The sequence below is a fragment of the Clostridium sp. 2218st1_F5_2218SCRN_220325 genome (genome assembly GCF_039062665.1).
Classification (GTDB): domain Bacteria; phylum Bacillota; class Clostridia; order Peptostreptococcales; family Peptostreptococcaceae; genus Intestinibacter.
Map to the genome: position 1 here is coordinate 26,857 of NZ_JBCLNH010000006.1, position 21,867 is coordinate 48,723.

The 21,867-nt window shown below is 28.1% G+C and carries 21 protein-coding genes; 20 read left to right on the plus strand and 1 reads right to left on the minus strand.

All coding sequences use genetic code 11. The features are described 5' to 3' along the window. Positions 1 to 138: 138 nt before the first annotated feature. From ABCM86_RS05155 to ABCM86_RS05180, 6 genes are all read left to right on the plus strand, one after another. On the plus strand, positions 139 to 513 hold the full coding sequence (locus ABCM86_RS05155; RefSeq protein ID WP_295574981.1) for a GntR family transcriptional regulator: 375 nt from the start codon (positions 139 to 141) through the stop codon (positions 511 to 513). Positions 514 to 544: 31 nt separating this feature from the next. After that, a complete protein-coding gene (locus ABCM86_RS05160) occupies positions 545 to 1,396 on the plus strand; it encodes an ABC transporter ATP-binding protein (RefSeq protein WP_195929441.1) in 852 nt (283 codons plus the stop codon). Continuing rightward, entirely contained in the window at positions 1,396 to 2,046 is a 651-nt protein-coding gene (locus tag ABCM86_RS05165; protein WP_195929440.1) for an ABC-2 transporter permease, read from the plus strand. The genes ABCM86_RS05160 and ABCM86_RS05165 overlap by 1 nt, the downstream gene beginning before the upstream one ends. Positions 2,047 to 2,241: 195 nt before the next feature. After that, positions 2,242 to 3,078, plus strand: a complete 837-nt coding sequence (locus ABCM86_RS05170; protein ID WP_195929439.1) for a PRD domain-containing protein — start codon at positions 2,242 to 2,244, stop codon at positions 3,076 to 3,078. A 263-nt stretch (positions 3,079 to 3,341) separates the two neighbouring features. Then, a complete protein-coding gene (locus tag ABCM86_RS05175) occupies positions 3,342 to 5,468 on the plus strand; it encodes a glucose PTS transporter subunit IIA (RefSeq protein ID WP_343003643.1) in 2,127 nt (708 codons plus the stop codon). A 210-nt stretch (positions 5,469 to 5,678) separates the two neighbouring features. After that, positions 5,679 to 6,197 carry a hypothetical protein gene (locus ABCM86_RS05180; RefSeq protein ID WP_295574972.1) on the plus strand — a complete coding sequence of 173 codons (519 nt, stop codon included), beginning with the start codon at positions 5,679 to 5,681 and terminating at the stop codon, positions 6,195 to 6,197. A gap of 68 nt (positions 6,198 to 6,265) precedes the next feature. On the opposite strand, the gene ABCM86_RS05185 is transcribed toward ABCM86_RS05180, so the two are convergent. Then, the gene (locus ABCM86_RS05185; RefSeq protein WP_307993581.1) at positions 6,266 to 6,940 is read right to left on the minus strand and encodes an HAD family hydrolase; all 675 of its coding nucleotides are present in this window, start codon (positions 6,938 to 6,940) and stop codon (positions 6,266 to 6,268) included. 293 nt (positions 6,941 to 7,233) lie between these two features. Here ABCM86_RS05185 and ABCM86_RS05190 point away from each other — a divergent pair, with 293 nt between their 5' ends. From ABCM86_RS05190 to ABCM86_RS05255, 14 genes are all read left to right on the plus strand, one after another. Further along, a complete protein-coding gene (locus ABCM86_RS05190) occupies positions 7,234 to 7,668 on the plus strand; it encodes a DUF6323 family protein (RefSeq protein WP_295574966.1) in 435 nt (144 codons plus the stop codon). A gap of 3 nt (positions 7,669 to 7,671) precedes the next feature. Next, complete coding sequence (locus ABCM86_RS05195; protein ID WP_343003644.1) at positions 7,672 to 9,024, plus strand: DUF6179 domain-containing protein; 1,353 nt, start codon at positions 7,672 to 7,674, stop codon at positions 9,022 to 9,024. Positions 9,025 to 9,214: 190 nt separating this feature from the next. After that, complete coding sequence (gene murI, locus ABCM86_RS05200; protein ID WP_195931775.1) at positions 9,215 to 9,991, plus strand: glutamate racemase; 777 nt, start codon at positions 9,215 to 9,217, stop codon at positions 9,989 to 9,991. A gap of 180 nt (positions 9,992 to 10,171) precedes the next feature. Further along, positions 10,172 to 11,395 carry a peptidase T gene (gene pepT / locus ABCM86_RS05205; protein WP_343003645.1) on the plus strand — a complete coding sequence of 408 codons (1,224 nt, stop codon included), beginning with the start codon at positions 10,172 to 10,174 and terminating at the stop codon, positions 11,393 to 11,395. A 202-nt stretch (positions 11,396 to 11,597) separates the two neighbouring features. Next, the gene (locus ABCM86_RS05210) at positions 11,598 to 12,734 is read left to right on the plus strand and encodes an SH3 domain-containing protein (RefSeq protein WP_343003646.1); all 1,137 of its coding nucleotides are present in this window, start codon (positions 11,598 to 11,600) and stop codon (positions 12,732 to 12,734) included. A 398-nt stretch (positions 12,735 to 13,132) separates the two neighbouring features. Continuing rightward, complete coding sequence (locus ABCM86_RS05215) at positions 13,133 to 14,008, plus strand: YitT family protein (RefSeq protein ID WP_195929597.1); 876 nt, start codon at positions 13,133 to 13,135, stop codon at positions 14,006 to 14,008. 115 nt (positions 14,009 to 14,123) lie between these two features. Then, positions 14,124 to 14,348 (plus strand): hypothetical protein, encoded by a 225-nt coding sequence (locus ABCM86_RS05220; RefSeq protein WP_195929596.1) that lies wholly within the window; start codon positions 14,124 to 14,126, stop codon positions 14,346 to 14,348. Positions 14,349 to 14,422: 74 nt separating this feature from the next. Next, positions 14,423 to 15,820: an MATE family efflux transporter gene (locus ABCM86_RS05225; RefSeq protein WP_195929595.1), complete on the plus strand. Its 1,398-nt coding sequence runs from the start codon at positions 14,423 to 14,425 to the stop codon at positions 15,818 to 15,820. Between the two features lie 217 nt (positions 15,821 to 16,037). Beyond that, complete coding sequence (locus tag ABCM86_RS05230) at positions 16,038 to 16,970, plus strand: iron-hydroxamate ABC transporter substrate-binding protein (protein WP_195929594.1); 933 nt, start codon at positions 16,038 to 16,040, stop codon at positions 16,968 to 16,970. 104 nt (positions 16,971 to 17,074) lie between these two features. Continuing rightward, positions 17,075 to 18,085 carry an iron ABC transporter permease gene (locus ABCM86_RS05235; protein ID WP_343003647.1) on the plus strand — a complete coding sequence of 337 codons (1,011 nt, stop codon included), beginning with the start codon at positions 17,075 to 17,077 and terminating at the stop codon, positions 18,083 to 18,085. 1 nt (position 18,086) lies between these two features. Beyond that, positions 18,087 to 19,097, plus strand: coding sequence for an iron ABC transporter permease (locus tag ABCM86_RS05240; protein WP_195929592.1), 1,011 nt, complete (start codon positions 18,087 to 18,089; stop codon positions 19,095 to 19,097). Positions 19,098 to 19,129: 32 nt separating this feature from the next. Then, positions 19,130 to 19,915, plus strand: coding sequence for an ABC transporter ATP-binding protein (locus tag ABCM86_RS05245; RefSeq protein WP_195929591.1), 786 nt, complete (start codon positions 19,130 to 19,132; stop codon positions 19,913 to 19,915). A gap of 8 nt (positions 19,916 to 19,923) precedes the next feature. Then, complete coding sequence (locus tag ABCM86_RS05250) at positions 19,924 to 21,282, plus strand: MATE family efflux transporter (RefSeq protein WP_295574941.1); 1,359 nt, start codon at positions 19,924 to 19,926, stop codon at positions 21,280 to 21,282. Positions 21,283 to 21,426: 144 nt separating this feature from the next. Then, positions 21,427 to 21,792 (plus strand): ACT domain-containing protein, encoded by a 366-nt coding sequence (locus tag ABCM86_RS05255; RefSeq protein ID WP_195929589.1) that lies wholly within the window; start codon positions 21,427 to 21,429, stop codon positions 21,790 to 21,792. Positions 21,793 to 21,867 lie beyond the last annotated feature (75 nt).

The following is a 21,867-nucleotide window of genomic DNA, read 5'->3' on the forward strand; positions in this document are numbered from 1 at the left end:
TGTATATAAAATCTACAAAGATAAAATTAAACAAATAGAAGTAAATAAAAATTTTTTTCATTAGCTTGACAAAGTATATATGAAAGTATATATTGTATATATAGAGTATATACAATATATACATAAAGAGGTGATAATGTGGAGATCATAATAAGCAATAGCAGTGATAAACCTATATATGAGCAAATAACAACTCAGATAAAGAATATGATTATAAGTGGAAAATTAAAGCCTGGTGATTCGCTACCATCAATGCGATATTTAGCGAAAGAATTACATATAAGCGTAATAACTACAAAACGTGCATATGAAGAGTTAGAGCGAGGTGGATTTATATATTCCGTAGTTGGAAAGGGTAGTTTTGTAAAAAGTACGAATATGGAGCTACTAAAAGAAGAAAAATTAAGGCTTATAGAAGAATATTTATCAAAAGCAGTTGATGAAGCTAAAAAATGTTCAATAGATTATGAAGAGATAGAATCAATCTTAAAGCTTTTATACGAGGAAGAATAATAAGTATATTAAAAATATGGAGGAGATTAATATGAAATATGCAATTGAAGTGAAAAATCTTAATAAATCATATGACAACTTTAAATTAAAAGATATATCTTTTAAACTAGAGACAGGTACAATAATGGGTATTGTAGGAGAAAATGGTGCAGGAAAATCAACTATAATAAAAGCTATTTTAGGTTTAATAAATATAGATTCAGGTGATATAAAAATATTTGGAAAAGATTTTAAAGAAAACTCCGTAGAAATAAAAAATAATATATCTGTAGTATTTGATGAAAGTTATTTCCACGACAATTTAAAAATACGTGATATAGATAAAATAATGAAAAATATATACTCTAATTGGGACAAAAATAAATTTTTTAAATATGTAAATGAATTTAAACTACCTGATAATAAAAAGATAAAAGAATTTTCAAGAGGAATGAAAATGAAATTATCTATAGCAGTAGCATTAAGTCATAGTGCAAAAATTTTAATTCTAGATGAAGCGACTAGTGGTCTAGATCCAGTAGTTAGAGACGAAATTTTAGATATATTCTTAGATTATATACAAGATGAAGAGTGTAGCGTGCTTATAGCATCACATATAACAAGTGACTTAGAAAAAGTCGCAGATTATATAACATTTTTAGATAATGGAGAGATAGTATTTAGTAAAAATAAAGATGAGCTGATTTATGACTACGGTATAGTAAAGTGTAGTGAAAAAGATATAGATAAGATATCAAAAGAAGATATAGTGGGAATAAGAAAAAATACATTTGGATGTGAAGTTATGGTAAATAATAAAAATAAATATGAAAATAAAGAATTTATAGTAGATAAAACAAATCTAGAAGAAATTATTTTATTCACAGTTAGGGGGGATAAATAATGAAGGGATTATTAATTAAAGATATATTAAATATGAAAAATTATATGAAGCAATTAGTATTAGTACTTATATTTTTCATAGCATATGGTATTTTCTTGAAAAACGGAACCTTTGTTGGGACTATGATAACTTTGATGTTGAGTATGCAAGTTATAACTACAATGTCTTATGATGAATATGCAAAATGGGATAAATACGCTTTGACAATGAATATAAATAGAAAAGATATTATAATATCTAAGTATATATTTTTTACAATATCAATTATTATAGGTATAGTAGTTGGAATTACAACATCTATAGCTATAAATCAAATTGCAAAATTAGATACAGGTATGAATGAGATAATAGTAACTTCAATAGTAGTACCATGTGTATTCGCTATACTATTTTCTATAATAATTCCAGTTGTATTTAAAACTGGGGTTGAAAAAGGTAGAATAGTTATGATGCTGATATTATTTATACCGGCTATATTAGTAGGTGCTATTGTCAAAATATCAGAAAAAGCAAATATAACTATGCCAAGTCCATCTAATTTAGAAATTCTGATGAAGTTTGGAGTGCTAGGATTAGTGCTATTAACTATATTAGCAGTATTTATATCATATAAAGTTTCGCTATCAATTTATAACAAAAAAGAATTTTAAAAATTTGGAAGAAATTGTTGACAAATAGCATGGGAAAATGTTATTCTTAATTTAGAAAAACAGATAAATTTTAATATTTATGGATTGTGACTGGTAATGCAGGCAAGACCAACTACATAAGGGATATTACAGATATCCTATGTTTGTTGGTCTTTTTTAATATAATGTATGTTTTTCAGATAGGGGGTGAGGTTATTGTATAGAGTAAAAAAAGTAATTAATAATAACTTTATTAGTTCTATTGATCAGAGTGGAAATCAAGTAATAATAAGAGGACTGGGGATTGGTTTTCAAAAAAAGCCTGGGGAATGGATAAACTCTGACAAAGTTGAGGTAGTTTATAAAATAGATGATAAAGTTACTTCAAATAAGTTACAAGAGTTAATAAGTCAGGTGCCTAAAGAATATATAGATACATCTACGGAAATTATAGACAATATAAAATCGAAACTTGATAAAAAACTAAATGATAATATTTATATTACTTTAACTGATCACCTTAGTTTTGCAATAGAGAGAAAAAAGCTAAATCAAGAATACAGTAATGTTCTACTTTGGGATATAAAAAGATTTTATCAACAAGAATATGAGCTAGGAAAAGAGTCTTTATCAATAATCAAAAAAAATCATGGAATAGAACTTTCTGTTGATGAAGCAGGATTTATTGCTCTACATATTGTAAATGCTGAACTAGATACAAATATGACTAGTATGATAAAAATAACTACTTTTATGCAAGAAGTTATTGAAATAGTTAGAGATTATTATGAAGTGGAATTGGATGAAGATTCATTGGACTTTGGTAGGTTTATAACTCATTTAAAATATTTCTCACAGAGATTATTTAACAATAAGCCGACTAAAGATACAGACTTCCAATTACAAAGAATGATAAGAGATAATTACAGCAAAGACTATGGTTGTGCTGAAAAAATAAAAGAGTATATACAACAAAAATACAATTTAAATCTTACTGGGGAAGAGATGATGTTTTTAACTATCCACCTGAGGAGGATATCGACAAATAAATAACTTGGATTGTGACTGGTAATGCAGGCAAGACCTAATTTAAAGGGGTAAAATATTACACATATTTATATAGATATATTTTGTTTAATGCTATATTTAGATTTTTATATTATGTAAATATCTATAAAAATAAGTGTAATCTAAAAAGATTTACGTTTTTAATTAGGTCTTTTTATTTGCTCAAATTTACTAGTTAGAAATAAATTTATTGCGTAAATATACGCTATTATTATTAAAATATATACATAAAAAGGAGGAATTAGAAAATGAAAGACAAAATCTTTGGTGTCTTACAACGTGTCGGAAGATCATTTATGCTTCCAATCGCAATTTTACCAGTAGCTGGTCTTTTCCTAGGAATAGGGGGATCATTTACAAATGAAACAATGCTTAACACATATGGGTTAATGGGCATTATAGGACCTGGAACATTTATATACAACATATTAACTGTATTAAATGCAGCAGGGAATGTAGTATTTACAAACTTACCAATTATATTCGCAATGGGTGTAGCAATTGGTATGGCTAAACAAGAAAAAGAAGTTGCAGCATTATCAGGTGCATTAGCATTCTTCATTATGCATGCTGCAGTTAGTGCAATGATAGCTGTTCATGGTGGAGCAGACAGCATGTTAAATGGATCTACAACAGATGTATTAGGGATGACATCTCTTCAAATGGGTGTATTTGGGGGGATTATAGTAGGTCTTGGTGTTTCAGCACTTCACAATAGATTCTATAAAATAGAATTACCACAAGTATTATCATTCTTTGGTGGAACAAGATTTGTTCCAATCATAAGTGCATTAGTTTACTTAGTAGTAGGTATAGCAATGTTCTACTTATGGCCACCAATACAAAATGTAATTTATTCTGTTGGTGATTTAGTTAGAGGTTCTGGATATGCAGGAACTTGGTTATATGGAGTAATGGAAAGAGCATTAATACCATTTGGTCTTCACCATGTATTCTACTTACCATTCTGGCAAACAGGTGTTGGTGGAAGTATGGAAGTTGCAGGTAAAGTGATAGAAGGTGCACAAAATATATTCTTCGCACAATTATCAGACCCAAGTGTAACACACTTTAGTGTAGAAGCTACTAGATTCATGTCTGGTAAATTCCCACTAATGATATTTGGTTTACCAGGTGCTGCACTAGCAATGTATAAATGCGCAAAACCAGAAAAAAGAAAAGCTGTTGGAGGTTTATTATTATCAGCAGCATTAACTTCAATGTTAACAGGTATAACTGAACCACTTGAATTCACATTCTTATTCGTTGCACCAATATTATATGTAATCCACTGTGTATTTGCAGGTGCTGCATATATGTTAATGCATATGTTAAATGTTGGTGTTGGTATGACATTCTCTGGAGGTCTTATAGATTTATTCTTATTCGGTATACTTCAAGGGAATGCTAAAACAAGCTGGATAAACATAGTATTTGTAGGTATAGCTTACTTTGCAGTTTACTACTTCTTATTCAGTTTCTTAATCAAAAAATTCGATTTCAAAACTCCAGGTCGTGAAGATAATGACGATGCTGAAGTTAAATTATATACAAGAGCAGATGTTAATGCTAAGAAAGATGGACAAAATGCATCTCAAGGAGATGCAGATGATCAGTTAAGTGCTTTAATACTTCAAGGTTTAGGTGGAAGTGAAAACTTAACAGACTTAGACTGCTGTATAACAAGACTTCGTTTAACAGTTAAAGATCCTTCAAAAGTAAATGAAGGTATGTTAAAAGCAAGTGGAGCAGCAGGTGTAATCAAAAAAGGTAATGGTGTACAAGTTGTATACGGACCAAAAGTTACAGTTATAAAATCAAACTTAGAAAACTTTATAGCTAGTGGAAAAGCTGCTACTGTAAAAGTATCAGAAAATGTAGAACAACCAAAACAAGAAGCTAAATCAGATGTAAAAGTAGAAAGCGGAGTATTATATGCTCCTATAAAAGGTAAAGCAATAGATTTAAGTGAAGTAAAAGACGGAGTATTCTCTGAAGGTATGTTAGGTAAAGGTATAGGTATAGAACCTGAAGAAGGTAGAGCAGTATCTCCAGTAAACGGTACTGTTTCAGTAGTATTCGATACTAAACATGCTATAGGAATAACTTCAGACGAAGGTGTAGAAGTACTTATCCACGTAGGATTAGATACAGTTCAATTAAACGGTAAATACTATGATACTCATGTAAAAGTTGGGGATAAAGTAAAAGTTGGTGACTTATTAGTTGAATTTGATAAAGATAAAATCCAAAAAGCTGGATATAGAACAGTAACTCCAATAATAATAAGTAATACTGACTCTTTCAAAGATGTAAAAGTTTTAGCTAAAGGTGAAGTAGAAGAAAAAGCTGAAATGTTAAGAGTAGAAAAATAAAATTGCCATATAATTCTTTTAATTTAAACTTTATAACAATATAACTAATAAGAGCATTATTCAATTATGAGTAGTGCTCTTATTTTGTTTACTGGATAGATAAAAATTATTGTAATAAATAACTATGGAAGAAATTTATATATTGAGGTTATAATATTACATTATAAGTATTTGACTAAATACTATTTATGAAGTAAGGAGATAGATAAAATGAGTGCAACTGAGATATATAATATGAAAGTGAATATGGGACTTCTAGATTTACAAAAATATAACAGTTTAGTTAAAGAGATAGAAAATATTCCACAAAGATATATAGACGGGCTTGAATTAGAAAAGATAGCTTTTAATATAAAAGAAGAATTAAAATTAAATAACGATGAAAATTTAGATGAATTAGTTGAGTTATATTCAGCTGTAGTATTTAACCTTCATTCAAATTTAGGAAATACTTTAAGCGAATTAGAATTTAAGTTTAATCAAGTGAAGATACAGGCGAGATTAAAAGCTATACAAAATCCAAGTGAAGGTAAGTTTAACTTAAATGGAAAGCTTGATTTTAAAGATTTAAATCAAGATATAATAGCTCTATTAGATAGAGCTTATAATCTTGTAAAAGCTATGGAAGAAGCTATAGGCATAAATATATTATCAGCTTCTGATAAAGACTCAATAGACAAAATTAAAGAAAGTATAAATTCGCTACATTCTAAAAATACTACATTATAAATAATATAATGAATAAAATAATAAAAAGCAGTTAATTACTATTGATTAACTGCTTTTTATTATTTTATTTAATTGCATGTTTTTATGCAGTTTTCGCTTTCTATTATTTCTAATAACTGTTTTGGAGAATCGATTAAAAAGTCAGCTCCACTTTCTAGAAGTGATTTAGCATCTCTAAATCCCCAAGTAACGCCAATACTTTTTATATGAGCATTTTGTGCAGTTAACATATCTGAGCCAGAATCACCGACATATATTGAATTATTTTCTTCAGAGTTTAGTTCTTTCATAGCTTCTAATACTGTGTCAGGAGCTGGTTTTTTTCTGATACCTTCGCGTTCTCCAATTGCAACAGGTATTAAGTCTTTAAAATAGTATTTATTTAAATTTTTAACACCAAAATCGTATTTATTTGATACTATTGCCAATTTAACACCTTTAGAATTTAATTCTTCTAATAAGTCTATAATACCATCATAAGGAGCTGTTTTGTTTTGCATATTAGTTTTATAATGATCTTTAAATGTTTGAAGACATTTTAATGTTGTTTCTTCATCAGTCCCATCAGGAACAGCTTTTGTAACTAAATCTTTTACGCCATTTCCTACAAAAATTCTGATTTCCTCATAAGTTCTAGTTGGATATCCAAACGATTTAAGAGCAAAATTAACACTATCTCCTAAATCTTCTAAAGTGTTTAATAATGTTCCATCTAAGTCAAAAATTACAGTATTATATTTCATATTTATTCCCCTCTTTTAAACTTAAAATTTATACTACAACTTCTAAATATAGCACAGTTAATACTAACAATCAAACAATAGGGAATTAAAAATATAAAATTTATAAGGAAAAATACAAGATTTATATGAAAAGTTAAAAATGACATAAAAAAAGAGCATAAAAATATGCAACTTGACAATTTTATATATTGAGATTAATATATAAATGTATGAAAATATAATATATCAATTATACTATAACATAAAACAAAAGAAAAGTCAATACATTTAATAAAAAAAGGAGTGAAAAATTTATGGAAAATAAGATACTGAGATTTACGATGAGAGATCTTACAGAAAAATCTAGTAAAAAACTAATAAAATTAAATGATGAATCTATAAATTATGGTCTTGTTTTAAGTGAAAATGATGTAAATAATATTATGAAACACACAAATGAAACCCTAACTAAAATAGGACGTATTGAAACGAGTACATCTTCACTAGAAAAAATTATAGAAATAGTATATTCATCTCCTTATACAGATAAAGAAAATTATGTTGAAAATATAAACGATATGCAAGAGATTTTTTATTATTTTAAAAGCGAAGTATTAGACTTAATATCTGATGATGAAGTTATAGAAATACTAGAGAAGACTTATGAAGATAAAAAGGGCGAAATGTTTCAGATACAGGGAGCTATAGACGATTTTGCAAAAGAATTTAAGCTTACAGGGGGTCTTTAGAATATGAAATTATTAGGGATAATAACAAAGGATTATACAATAAATATACTGAAGTGGGGTTATTTAAATAAAAAATTTAGCGAAAACTTTATATTGAGTATTCAACAAGATATAGGAAGTTTATTAAATAAAACTATACAGAAATATTGTAGAAATTCCAGCACATCAGTAACTGTAGAAGTCGGCGAACAATTATTAGAATCAATTTATTATACAATGGATGCAAATTTCAGAGATGATTTTAATATGGATAAATATATAGAGCTATTTAAACAAAATTCTATAGAAGTTATTTTTAAAATGGGAGAGCAAAAGTTAAAAGATCTATTTGAAGAGACAAAACAAATTTACAATAGAGTATGTCAAAATAAATATAATACAGAAGTAATCGCATACAATAATACTTTGCTCAAAGAGTTTGGAAATTTTTTCGATATATATGATATGAAGTTTAATGCTCAGGATATAAAAATAAGTGTAGATTATCCATTAATATTTGGAGATAATGATTTAAATGGATTATATTATATTAAAAATTATTTAGAAATTATAGAACTAGAAAATAAATTCTGTAATCATTTTAAATCAAAAGAAGTAGAGATGTTGCTTGATATAAATGCAAGAAGATATAAATTAGACTATAGAGATTTACTTACAAATATATTTGAAATTGTAATAAATAATACAATATTATCAACAATAATAGATGGCGAATTTAAAGATTTTTATATATTTGAAAAAGAAATGGACTATTTAAAAAGCAACTTAAATTTAGACAATATAGAACAAGAAGTAGAAAATTCAATTAATAAAATAATAGAAAACTTTAATATAGATGATGAAAAAGAAATCCAATATATAAGTTTATATAAAAATAAATTTATACAAGAATTAAAATCGTGTATTATGCAAGATAGTATAGAAAATATTGTTGTAATATGTGATATAGATAAAGAAGAAAAATCTAAAATTATTTTAACAGAAGATAAATTAAGTGATGATGGATTTAGAGATGTACTAGATAAAATAGAAAATGAAAATAATATAAATAAGAAGGTCGATATTATAAAAAGTAATATAAATTCTTTTGATGATTTTTGTGACATATTAAAGTCAGATTGTTTTTATAATGAAGAATATAAAATACTATTTGATAGTTTAGAATATATTGAGCTTGCTTTATTAGGGAAATTTATCTTCTTTGAAGAAATTGAAATGAGCAGATTTAATTTTTTAAATGAGATATTTAAAGAAAGACAATACGATTATATATGGCAAGAAAGCTATATTGAATATATGAAAAATCAAGTTATAAATAAAATAAACAATATCCAAAATTATATCATGTCATTATAAGTTGCACTTACCTAGATATAGGTTTAAAATTTAAATAATATTTACTAAAATTTCGACGAATATAATATTTATTTTACAAAAATCTCACAGAAAAAAATATTTTTTTTGTATAAATAGGATATATATTTTATAATAGTAGAAGTAATAATATGTGCAGAGAAATAATTAAAACCATATCGGAGGTACTTTAATGGATAATAGTAAAAAAGCTATAGGAGTTTTTGATTCAGGTTTAGGTGGAATAAGTGTTCTTAGAGATTTAAAAGAGCTTATGCCAAATGAAGATTTTATCTATTTTGGAGATTCGGCATATGCTCCTTATGGCGTTAAAACAAAAGAGCAAATTACCGAAAGATGTGTTGAAATAATAGATTTTTTTATATCAAAGGGAGTAAAAGCAGTAGTTATAGCATGTAATACAGCTACAAGTGCTTCTGCAAACTATCTTAGAAAAAAATATAAAAATCTTCCTATAATAGGAATGGAACCAGCTTTAAAAGTTGCAACACAAGGAGTTAAAAATAATAATATAGTAGTTATGGCTACTCCTTTAACTTTAAAAGAAAAGAAATTTGAAACATTAATGCACAAGTTTAGAGGAAACAATAAAGTGGTTAAAATGCCTTGCCCAAAACTTGTTGAAATAGTTGAAAATGATTTACTAGATGATAAAAACATAGTTATAGACCAATTAAAAGACTACTATAAAGACGTAAATATGGATAACCTTGATAGTGTCGTTTTAGGATGTACACACTTTATATTCTATAGAGATTATTTAAATCAATTTTTACCTGAAAATACTAACTTAGTAGATGGAAATATTGGAACTTGTAGACATCTAAAAGAAGTATTAGAAGACAAGAACGAATTAAATACAAGAGATAATATTGGAAAGATAGAAATTTACAACTCAAGTAAAGATCAAAAATATATGAGACTTTCTAATAAGTTATTAGCTAGATAGATTTGAATTTATTTTCAAATCTATTTTTTTCTAAAAAATGTTAAAAATCATGGTATTATAAAATTATCTAAAAAAAGTAAATTTAAACTATTGAGGTGAAAGTTTTTCGAAAAAGTGTAGATAATACAAATATTAAACTAAAAGATATAGAAGTAAATTACAATAATAGGAGGAATTATAATGCAAGATTTAATAAATAGATTTATAAAATATGCAAAAGTACATACAACAAGTAGCGAGTATTCAGAAAGTGTCCCAACTACAGAAATTCAAAAGGATTTAGGAAAGATATTAGTAGAGGATTTAAAGGAAATAGGACTAGAAGATGCTCATATGGATGAAAAAGGATATGTTTATGCAACCTTAAAATCCAATACAGATAAAAATCTTAATAAAATAGGATTTATAGCTCATATGGATACATCACCAGCAGCTAGTGGCGAAAATGTAAATCCACAAATACATAAAAATTATGATGGAAATGATATAGTAATAAATAGCGAAAAAAATATAATACTATCACCAAAAGAGTTTAATATCTTAAAAGACAAAGTCGGAAAAACTATAATAACTTCTGATGGAACGACATTACTTGGTGCTGACGACAAGGCTGGAATAGCTGAAATAATGGAGTCATTAAAATACATAGCTAAACACCAAGAAATAGAGCATAGTGATATATATGTATGCTTTACACCAGATGAAGAAGTAGGAAAAGGTGCAGATTTCTTTGATGTTGATAAATTTAAAGCTGATTTTGCATATACAGTAGATGGTGGAGAAATTGGAGAATTAGAATATGAAAACTTCAACGCTGCTAGTGCAAATATAAAAATAATAGGAAAGAGCGTACACCCAGGTTATGCATATAACGTTATGATAAATGCTGCTAGTGTAGCATCAGAATTTAACTCTATGGTTCCAAACGAAGTGCCTGAAAATACACAAGGATACGAAGGGTTCTACATGCTTAATTCAATTAGTGGAGAAGTAGATAAGGCTGAAATATCTTATATACTTAGAGATTTTGATTTAAATGGATTAGAAAAAAGAAAATCTAAAATAAGAGAAATAGCGAAAACTTTACAGCAAAAATATGGTGAAGATAGAATAATTGTCGATATAAAAGATAGCTACTACAATATGAAAGAAAAGATAGAACCTGTAATGTATATAATTGATCTAGCAAAAAAAGCAATGGATGATGCTGATGTAGAAGCGAGAATAGTTCCTATTAGAGGTGGGACTGATGGTGCGAGAATTTCATATATGGGAATACCAACTCCAAACTTATTTACAGGAGGGTATAATTTCCACGGATATTATGAGTATGCAGTAGTTGAAGAAATGGAAAAAGCTAAATCAGTAATAATCAATATAGTTAAAAATAATAAAAATTATTAAATAATAATATAAAAATAAACTCCTTTTCACAAGGCATAAAAGCTTAGTTAAAGGGAGTTTATTTTTTTTAGAAAATTAAAAAAATAAAAAGTTACAAAAAAGTTACAGAAAATACTTGAAAAATAGTTACAAAAATGTAACAATATAACTATAAAATAAAAAAAAGTAAAAACGTGTCTAATTATCGGGAGGAATAGATATTATGAGTATAAATAAATCTTATGTATTAGCGGGAGCAGCGATTGCAGCGACCTCAATTGTGTCAATGACAAATATATCGACAGTAGAGGCTGCAAGTCAAATAGCAACAGTAACAGAAAATGTAAACTTTAGAACAGGACCATCGACAAGTTATTCTTCAATAACTGTAATCTCAAAGGGAAGTTCTATTGAAGTTTTAAGTACAAGTGGGAACTGGGTAAATGCAAAATATAACGGAAAAACAGGATATATATATAAAGATTATGTATCAAATTCAACTTCAACTTCGGAAACTACTCAAACTACAAAATATGTAAATACAACAGCAGGACTAAATGTAAGAACAGGACCATCGACAAGTTATGCGAAGATAGTAACATTGTCATATGGACAAAGTGTAAACGTGCTATCTACATCAAATGGATGGTCAAAAATAAACTACAACGGAAGTACAGGATATGTAAGCAGTCAGTATTTACAATCTACAAAACCATCTTCAAGTTCAAGTTCGGAAACTAGCCAAACAGTAAAATATGTAAATACAACATCTGGATTAAATATGAGAACAGGGCCAGCTACAAGCTATGCAAAAATAACGACAATAGCATATGGGCAAAGCGTAAATGTGCTATCTACATCAAATGGATGGTCAAAAATAAACTACAGCGGAAGTACAGGATATGTAAGTAGTCAATATTTACAATCTAAAAAACCGTCTTCAAGCTCATCATCAAATAGTGGAAGTACTTCAGTATCGTCAAGTGCAAGCTCAGTAATAGCATATGCAAAGACATTATTAGGAAAACCATATGTGTGGGGAGCTCAAGGGCCAAACAGTTTTGACTGTTCAGGTTTTACATATTATGTATTTAAAAATAAAGCGGGAATAGTTTTACCTAGAACTTCAAGTGCTCAAAGTAAATATGGAACATCTGTAAGTTGGAGCAACTTAAAAGCTGGGGATTTAATGTTTTTCGATACTAATGGTGCTAATAATGGACAAGTATCTCATGTTGGACTTTATATAGGTAATGGACAGATGATACATGCATCTTCTAGTCAACGTAAAATAGTAATAACAAGTGTAAATACAAGTTATTATAAAAATGCATTTGTAAATGCAAGAAGAGTTTTATAAATAATAAAATAAAAGCCAGAAGATAAGTTAGAACTTGTTTTCTGGCTTTTGAATAAATTCACTATTCTAAGCATAAAAATATAATAAGTGCTATTTATGTTTAGATCATTTCTAATATCAATTTATACGTATGAAAATATTAATAAACTTATCAAACTAAATCTTAATAAATTTTATTTCATATTAAAAAACAAGCTAATTTATAATTTTGAATCAATAATAGTCGAAAATGTTAAAATTTTGCAAAAAAAACTAAATATAAGAAGGGTTTTTAAGAAAATAAATGGAATTATAAATTAAGTAGACAAAATATAGTGTATTTAAAAATACAAAATAAATTTAAGCAAAATCAACTAAAACAACTTATTATTTTATTAAATAAGAAAAGGGGGATAATAATGACAAGTAGCAGTAAAAATAAAACGTTATTAAATAATTTCCTTTCTTTCTTACTTATCACAGTTGGAGCTACACTTGCTGCAATAGCTCTAGAAATATTTTTGGTACCAAACAATATAATTGATGGTGGAATAATAGGTATATCCATTATGGTCAGTTATATAACTAAAATTAAATTAAGTGTTCTTACCTTTGTCTTAAATATACCGTTTTTAATTTTAGGATATAAACAATTAGGAAAGAGTTTTTTGATAAAAGCAGCTTATGCAATGATTGTATTATCTCTTTTATTAGAAGAACTTAAACCTGTACCTGAGCTAACGAATGATGTTCTTTTGGCAACAGTATTCGGTGGATTACTTCTAGGAATAGGTGTTGGATTTGTTATAAAATTTGGCGCGTGCTTAGATGGAACAGAAGTAGTTGCCATATTAATAAATAAAAAGACATCATTTTCTGTGGGGCAAGTAGTAATGTTTTTAAATTTCTTCATATATTCAACTGCAGGATTTTTATTTGGATGGGATAGAGCTCTTTACTCAATATTGACATATTTTATTACTTTTAAGATTATCGATATGGTATCTGAGGGATTTGAACAAGCAAAGGCGGCTATGATTATAACTAATCATGGAGAAGAAATAGCAAATAGTATATATAAACATTTGGGAAGAACAGTTACAATGCTAGAAGGCGAAGGATTGATAAGTGGGAAAAAGGTTGTATTATATGCAGTAGTAACAAGAATAGAAATACCTGAGCTTAAAAGAATAGTAGCAGCTGATGATTATTCTGCTTTTGTTACAATAACTGATGTAAATGAGATTGTTGGAAAACATATTAAAAAGAAAAAAGAAGAAACACAAACAAGTTAAATATATAAGGCTGTTGAATTAAAATAAATCGACAGCCTTTTTATGTTTATTCATTATATACAAAACTTATGATAAAATAGTAATTACATTTTTAGTAATTAGGAGGTAGTAATACATGGATGCAAATAATTTATTAATGACCGGATTTGTACTTACTGTAGGTGCAATGGCAATTTTAATAAGCATAATAAGTTTTGGATTTATGATAATGTATCAAGTTAGAAATAAAGTTAAAGTTAACAATTATGTAAAAATGATAATTTTAATAGCTTTTATAATAGGAGTTGTATTAGTTCTTGTATCAGCTAGTAAATTAGACTTAAAATCTTTGGGATTTTAAGTAAATACAGAATATATTATATTTATACATATAAATAAGATATTTAAAGTAAAATATTAAAATTTGGAGGAGAAATGGATAAAAAAATTGATTTGACAGAAGGTGGGATAGTCGAAAAACTAGTGAAAATAGCTATCCCTATAATGGCTACATCATTTATTCAAATTGCATACAATTTAATCGATATGATGTGGGTTGGAAAAAATGGTAGTAACTCGGTAGCAGCAGTTGGAACAGCAGGGTTTTATCCTTGGCTTGCAATGGCATTTGTTATGTTTTCAAAAATTGGTGGAGAAGTAAAAGTAGCTCAAAGTATGGGAGAGAAAAATACAAAGGAAGTTAAATCTTACATAAAATCATCTATAGAGTTAAATGTATTTTTATCAATAACTTATACTTTAGTATTAATTCTATTTAATAAGCAATTAATAGATATATTTAATTTAGGCGATTTAGAAGTAATCACAATGTCTAGACAGTATTTAGTTATACTTGCTATAGGAATGATTTTTTATTTTATAAATCCTGTATTCACATCGATCTTTATAGGTCTTGGAAATAGTTCTATACCATTTAGGATTAATACAATAGGACTTATAGCTAATATTATTTTAGACCCACTGCTAATTTTCGGATTTGGACCTATTGATGCTTTAGGAACAAATGGAGCAGGTATTGCTACAATAACAGCACAAATAATCGTTACTTGTGTATTTGTAGGGTATATAATAAAAAATAAAATAGAGTATTTTAAAGTTAAATACTTTAGAAATATAGAGTTAGAATACTTTAAAACTTTATATAAGCTAGGTTTGCCAGTAGCTATTCAAAATGCATTATTCACTCTTATATCTATGGCTATGGGAGTAATTGTTGCATCTTTTGGACCAGTAGCAGTAGCTGTTCAAAAGGTAGGTTCACAAATAGAATCTATATCTTGGATGAGTGCTGATGGATTTGCCTCAGCATTGTCTACTTTTACAGGACAAAATTATGGAGCATATAAATTTGACAGAATAAATAAAGGAAGTAAAATCGGATTAATAGGCGCTTTAATATGGGGAAGTATAACTACATTAGTTTTAGTATTTTTAGGCGATATAATATTTAGAGCATTTATAAATGAGCCAGATGCAATAATAAAAGGTGTAGATTATTTAAAAATCCTTGGATATTCTCAACTATTAATGTGTATAGAAATAACTATTACAGGAATACTTAAGGGGTTAGGAAGGACATATATACCTTCAGTAACAAGTATAGTATTAAATTTAGCTAGGATACCTATGGCAATTGTACTTAGTAAACCAGATATACTTGGAATAAACGGTATATGGTGGAGTATAAGCATAAGTAGTATTTTTAAAGGTATAATACTGCTTTCAATTTTTGTTATTTTAAATAAAAGTAAAAAACTTTATAAATCAAATAATAAAAATAATTTAGGTGTAAAAGACGAGTTATATTCTTAATATAAATATTAAAAAAAGTAAGGATGATCATAAAATTGTGATTATCCTTACTTTTTTTGTTTATATATAGATAATATGGAAATTACGGCTTAGGTAAATGATGGAATTAGTTATTTCCTATTGAATTAGTAGGAAATTTTGATATAATCTAACCATAGGGATTGAGAATTATTATCAATCTCCATTCATCACTAATTTAATCATCATGGAGGGAAAAATGAGAAAACTTAAATCATTAGTGTTAATGTTAGTAGCAATACTATCATTATCAGTATTAACAGGTTGTTCAAGTAACAACGAATCAGCAGACAAAGCTGAAACAAGAGTTGTAAAAACTGAAAAAGGAGATGTAGAAATACCTGCAAATCCAAAACGTATAGTTGATATTTCAGGAAGTAGTGAAGAATTAGCTATATTAGGATACGTTCCAGTGGCAACTGCTAACGTAGATTCTTACGATACAGAAAATGTACCATCATACATGAAAGAAACTTTCAAAGATACAAAAGTAGTTGGACATTCAATGATGGATACTATGGATATAGAAGCTATAATAGAAGCTAATCCAGACTTAATAATAATGGCGCCAAGACAAGAAAAAATGTACGATGAATTAAAAGAAATAGCGCCAGTTGTAATGCTTAAAGATTGTTCAAATGATTGGGAAGCAAACTTAAAACAAGTAGCTGCATTATTTGATAAAGAAGATGAAGCACAAACTTGGTTAGATAACTATTATGCAGAAGCTAAAAAAATAGGAGATGAAATAAAGAAAGCAAAAGGTGACGAATCTTATGTAGTAGCTTTAGCATCTTCTGGACAATTTATGATATTCTCTGAAGGTGGAATGGGAACTATCTTAAAAGACGATATGGGTCTTAAACAACCAGCAAATATGCCAGAACAAGATAGTATAACACTTCCAACTGTAAGTATAGAAGGACTTTCAGAAATAGATGCAGATAACATAATAGTGATAGGTATGGCATCTGACAAACAAGATTTAGCTAAAAACAGCGTATTTAATGAAATAAGAGCTGTAAAAGATGGAAACTATGTATTCTTAGATGCAAGTCCATTCTTCTCACAAGCTTATAATCCAATGGGAAGAAAATTATTATTAGACGAAGTAAAAAATGCTTTAATGTAGCATAAAATAAAGATTATTTTTAGATTAGGTGGATAAATTATATTTATTCACCTAATTTGATTTTAAGATATAAATTAGAAAATTCAAAAAAAGGAGGGTTGAATTTGGCTAATTCAAATAGAAGAAATTCATATATTTTAATTATTTGTGGATTATTGTTATTGTCTCTAGGAATATTTTTATCAGTATCAATAGGGGCAAAAGATATAGATTTTTCAACTATGATAAATAGTTTATTTGAACAAGGAAACGATATAAATTCAAAAATTATACGAGATGTAAGAATACCAAGAGCACTTGCTGGTGTATTAGTTGGAGGATTTTTAGCAGTATCAGGTGCGATTATGCAGGGGATTACTCGAAATCCTATAGCTGAACCATCAGTTATAGGTATAACTCAAGGGGCTACATTTATGGTAGCAATAGCTCTAGTATTACAACAAGTAAATTCAAATATAGTTATAGGTGGATTTTCACTTATGATATTTGCATTTTTAGGAGCTAGTATAAGTGGGTTATTTGTTTATTTTGTAAGTTCGAGATCTATGGGGAAAACTGACCCAGTAAAACTTACATTAGCAGGGACAGCACTTGGAACATTATTAATATCACTAGCTACAGGTGCAGCGATGTACTTTAACTTATCTCAACAATTAAGTTTCTGGATAAATGGTGGATTTATCGGTGTTAATTGGGAAGGTGTTAAATTATTATTTATCGTCGGCATAATCGGTATGGTATGTGCGATGGTTATGGCAAAGAGAATAACAATCCTTAGCTTAGGAGAGGATGTTGCCATTGGTCTTGGAGAAAATACAAATCGCACAAGATTTATATCACTTGTAATAGTAATATTACTTACAGGAGCGTCAGTTTCTGTAGCTGGAAATATAATATTTGTAGGTCTTATAATACCTCAAATAGCTAAAAAATTAGTAGGTGTTGATTTTAAATATATAATACCATGTTCATTTGTACTTGGTTCTGTATTAATAGTCTACAGTGACGTAATATCAAGACTTATAAATCCACCTTATGAAACACCAATAGGATCACTAACTGCGCTATTAGGTGTACCGGTATTTATATATCTTATTAGAAAGGAAGTGAAATAATATGAAAAAAAATAAAAGATTTATGATTATATCACTAGTTCTAATAGGGCTTATATTTGCAACATTTGTAATAAGTTTAAATATGGGTTCTTCAACATTAACACCGACAGATGTTATTAAAACTCTTGTTGGTCTTGGTACAAAAAATCAAGAAATAGTAATATTTAGACTGAGATTACCTAGAATACTTATGGCGATTTTAATAGGGATTGCTTTAGCAATTGCAGGGACTATCCTACAAGGTGTCACTAAAAATGATTTAGCTGATGCAGGTATATTAGGGATAAATTCAGGTGCTGCATTATTTGTAGTTATGTATATATATTTCTTAAACGGAAATGTATATGACGGAATAAGCAATTTTACGATATATACAATGCCATTTGTTGCACTTTGTGGTGCATTATTTGGCGCATTTTTAATATATGCATTGGCGTGGAATAAAGGTATAAATTCATCTCGTTTATTATTAATCGGGATTGGAATAAATACTGCATTTCTAGCATTACTTACAGTTTTCCAATTAAAATTTACTACACAAGAATTTAATAGAGTTGTAGCGTGGACAAACGGTAGTATATGGGGAGCAACATGGAAATACGTTTATATAATTGCTCCATTTGTAATTTTATTTGGTTCTTTTGCATTTTATAAGTCAAGAGATTTAGATGTATTAAATCTAGGAGATGAAATGTCGACAGGTCTTGGACTTGAAGTTGAAAAAGAAAGAAGAATAATGATAGTAGTTGCAGTTGTTTTAGCAGGTGTTGCTACATCAGTTGCAGGAAGTATAGCATTTTTAGGGCTAGTATCTCCACATATTGCACGTAAATTAGTTGGACCAGCTCATAAAAAGTTAATACCTGTTGCATCATTAGTAGGTGCGTTTATTTTATTAGCATCAGATACAATTGCTAGAAATATATTTGCCCCACTTGAAATACCAGTTGGACTAGTTGTTTCAGTAATTGGTGTACCTTATTTCATCTACTTAATGTTAAAAGCTGATTAAGTAAATGAATATTTAGAAGGAGGAATATAACTATGAATTCAATAGAAACTAAAAATGTAAATATAGCTTATGGCAATGTAAATATAGTTGAAGATTTAAATTTAGAAATACCAAAAGGAAAGATTACTACAATCATTGGAGCAAATGGATGTGGTAAATCTACAATTCTTAAAACAATAGCTAGAATTTTAAAAGCAAAGAGCGGAGACATATATATAAATTCTAAAAATATAAATGAACAAAGTTCAAAAGAAATAGCAAAAAATATGGCTGTTTTACCTCAAAGCCCACAAGCACCAGGAGGACTTACTGTTGAGGAGTTAATAGCTTACGGAAGATTTCCACATCAAAGTGGATTTAAAAACAACAAACAAGAAGATAAAGAGATAGTAGACTGGGCTTTAAAAGCGACAGGAATATCAGAATTTAGAGATAGAAAAATAGAAGATTTATCTGGTGGCCAAAGACAAAGAGCGTGGATTGCTATGGCTTTAGCACAACAAACAGATATACTTCTTTTAGATGAGCCTACAACTTACTTAGACTTAGCTCATCAATTAGAAGTATTAGAAGTGTTAGATGAATTAAACAAAAAATACAACACGACAATAGTTATGGTTATACATGAGCTTAATAATGCTGCTAGATTTGCAGACCATATGATAGGTGTTAAAAAAGGTAAAATATGCTGTAAGGGTACGGCTGAAGAAGTTATGACAAAAGAAAATCTTAGAGAATTATTCAATATAGATAGTGAGATTGTTACAGATCCTAGAACTAAAAAACCAGTTTGTATAACTTATGATATGGTTAGATAGGAGATAAGATGGAAAATTTAGCAAAAGACAATATAAGTAAATTATTAGTTAAATACTCAATTCCTGCTATCCTGGCTATGCTTGTAACTTGTTTATACAATACAGTCGATAGAGCATTTATAGGCTCTATGGATGGAGTTGGAGCATATGCAATATCAGGTTTAGGGGTGACTATGCCGCTATTTACATTAATCGGTGCATTTGGTGTGGCTGTATCTGTCGGAGGAAGCACTAATATATCGATAAAATTGGGAGCAAAGGACAAAGAAGAAGCTGAAAGACTTCTTGGAAATACATTTGCGCTAGAGCTTTTAGGTGGATTTGTAATTATGGTCTTAGGTTTAGTCTTTATAGACCAAATTTTATATGCATTTGGCGCTAGTGCAAAAACTCTACCATATGCAAAAGACTACATGGGCGTAATTTTATTAGGTGCTGTAGTAAATTTATCTGGATTTAGTTTAAATGGAGCGATAAGAGCAGATGGCAGACCAAAACTAGCTGCTACAATTATGATAGTCTGTTCTTTATTAAATTTAGTATTTGATCCATTATTTATATTCTATTTTGGATTTGGAATAAAAGGAGCGGCAATTGGAACAGTTATATGCCAGCTTATAAACTTTATATGGACAACTTATTACTTTACAAAAGGTAATTCAAATCTAAAACTTAGACTTAAAAATATAAGATTAAAAAAAGAAGCGGTAATTGCAATATTAACTATATCAATAACTCCATTTTGTATGGAAGTTGTAACAGGTTCTATACACCTTGTTACAAATAAATTCTTACAAAGTTATGGTGGAGATTTGGCAATAGGAGCAATGACTACAATAACTTCTATAAACTTAATGTTTTTAATGCCTATATACGGACTTAGTCAAGGTATGCAAACTTTAATCGCGTATAATTTTGGAGCAAAAGAATACGAAAGGACGAAGAAAATACTACTTCAAGGAATGTTTGCAGCATTTGTATTTTTATTTGGAGGATTTTTACTTACTAGATTTTTCCCAAATATGTTTGTAAATATATTTACTAAAGATGCAGTATTAGAAAAAATATGTTTAGATGGAATGAAAATATATCTTATGACATTACCACTTCTAGGAGTATGTGTGCTAGGACCAATATATTTCCAATCTATCGGAAAAATAAAACAATCAATATTCCTTACATTACTTAGACAAGTTATACTGTTTATACCTATAATAAGCGTAGTTCCTAGATTTATGGAGATGAAAGGTGTATGGATGAGTCAACCTATAGCTGATATTTTGGCGGCTATAATTATAACTGTATTTTTAGTTAGAGAGATAAAGTCTAGTACTAAAAATAATGAAATTCAAAAAGAAATAGCGTAAAAGTAAAAAAATACGAATAAAAATTTTATTACAATATAAAAATAAAATATAATAAAAATAAGAAATTATCCTAATAAGTAGTAATAATACATATTAGGATAATTTTTTTAGGGATTATAAATTATAAAGTTTGTAGGAGGGTATATGAAATTAAGAATTATTGACAAAGAATTTGCAATATGCAAGGTAAAAGATTTTTCACAAATTAACTTAGAAGATGAATTTTTATTTATAGGAAAAACGGATGACGAACATTCAATAGTTTGTGAAATGCAATCTATACCAAATAATTGTACCGATATTGATGAGGGGTGGATTGCATTTAAAATAGAGGGACAAATTGATTTTTCACTTATAGGGATAATATCTAAATTATCTACAATACTTGCAGAAACTAAAGTCGGCATTTGTGCATTGTCTACATACGATACTGATTATATACTAGTAAAAAAAGAAAATTTAGAAGATGCAAAAAATGCATTAAGAGAACATGAGTATATTGTAGAGTAAAATATTAGAAATTAAGGTTAATTTAAGTTTTTTATTATACTATTATCTCATAGTAAATAATAAGAGCTAGTTAAT